General features: G+C 53.0%; 2 protein-coding genes. Both read left to right on the top strand.

Annotated elements, in window-relative coordinates; translation table 11 throughout:
* The first annotated feature begins 68 nt into the window (after window positions 1-68).
* Window positions 69-143 carry a RepA leader peptide Tap gene (tap, locus tag C7B16_RS24140; protein ID WP_001365705.1) on the top strand — a complete coding sequence of 25 codons (75 nt, stop codon included), beginning with the start codon at window positions 69-71 and terminating at the stop codon, window positions 141-143.
* Window positions 136-993 (top strand): incFII family plasmid replication initiator RepA, encoded by an 858-nt coding sequence (repA, locus tag C7B16_RS24135; protein ID WP_000131011.1) that lies wholly within the window; start codon window positions 136-138, stop codon window positions 991-993. The genes tap and repA overlap by 8 nt, the downstream gene beginning before the upstream one ends.
* Window positions 994-1,548: the final 555 nt, after the last annotated feature.

The following is a 1,548-nucleotide window of genomic DNA, read 5'->3' as shown; positions in this document are numbered from 1 at the left end:
AGAAAGATTACCGGGGCCATCTAAAAACCGTATAGCCAACAATTCAGCTATGCGGGGAGTATAGTTATATGCCCGGAAAAGTTCAAGACTTCTTTCTGTGCTCACTCCTTCTGCGCATTGTAAGTGCAGGATGGTGTGACTGATCTTCAACAAACGTATTACCGCCAGGTAAAGAACCCGAATCCGGTGTTTACACCCCGTAAAGGTGCCGGAACGCTGAAGTTCTGCGAAAAACTGATGGAAAAGGCGGTGGGCTTCACCTCCCGTTTTGATTTCGCCATTCATGTGGCGCATGCCCGTTCGCGTGGTCTGCGTCGGCGCATGCCACCGGTGCTGCGTCGCCGGGCCATTGATGCGCTGCTGCAGGGGCTCTGTTTTCACTATGATCCGCTGGCCAACCGCGTCCAGTGCTCCATCACCACGCTGGCCATTGAGTGCGGACTGGCGACAGAGTCCGGTGCAGGAAAACTCTCCATCACTCGTGCCACCCGTGCCCTGACGTTCCTGTCAGAGCTGGGGTTGATTACCTACCAGACGGAATATGACCCGCTTATCGGGTGCTACATTCCGACCGATATCACATTCACACCGGCACTGTTTGCCGCTCTCGATGTGTCTGAGGTGGCGGTGGCTTCCGCACGCCGCAGTCGTGTGGAATGGGAAAACAGACAGCGCAAAAAGCAGGGACTGGATGCACTGGGTATGGATGAACTGATAGCGAAAGCCTGGCGTTTTGTGCGTGAGCGTTTCCGCAGTTACCAGACAGAGCTTAAGTCCCGTGGAATAAAGCGTGCCCGTGCGCGTCGTGATGCGAACAGGGAACGTCAGGATATCGTCACCCTGGTGAAACGGCAGCTGACGCGTGAAATCTCGGAAGGGCGCTTCACTGCCAACCGTGAGGCGGTAAAACGCGAAGTGGAGCGTCGTGTGAAGGAGCGCATGATTCTGTCACGTAACCGTAATTACAGCCGGCTGGCCACAGCTTCCCCCTGAAAGTGACCTCCTCAGAATAATCCGGCACGCGCCGGAGGCATCCGCACGCCTGAAGCCCGGAAGTGCACAAAAAATCAGCACCACATACAAAAAACAACCTCATCATCCACCTTCTGGTGCATCCGGCCCCCCTGTTTTTGATACAAAACACGTCTCACAGACGGGCAATTTTGATTATCCACATTTAACTGCAAGGGACTTCCCCATAAGGTTACAACCGTTCATGTCATAAAGCGCCAGCCGCCAGTCTTACAGGGTGCAATGTATCTTTTAAACACCTGCTTATATCTCCTTTAAACTACTTAATTACATTCATTTAAAAAGAAGACTTATTCACTGCCTGTCCTGTGGACAGACAGATATGCACCTCCCACCGCAAGCGGCGGGCCCCGACCGGAGCCACTTTAGTTACAACACACAAAGACAATCTCCAGAAAAAACCCGGTCCAGTGCAGAACTGAAACCACAAAGCCCCTTCCTCATAACTGAAAAGCGGCCCCGCCCCGGCCCTTCGGGCCGGAACAGAGTCGCTTTTAATTATGAATGTTGTAACTA

This window comes from Escherichia sp. 20412-1, from assembly GCF_003027595.1.
GTDB lineage: Bacteria > Pseudomonadota > Gammaproteobacteria > Enterobacterales > Enterobacteriaceae > Escherichia > Escherichia marmotae.
This window is presented reverse-complemented; position numbering and strand designations above follow the sequence as displayed.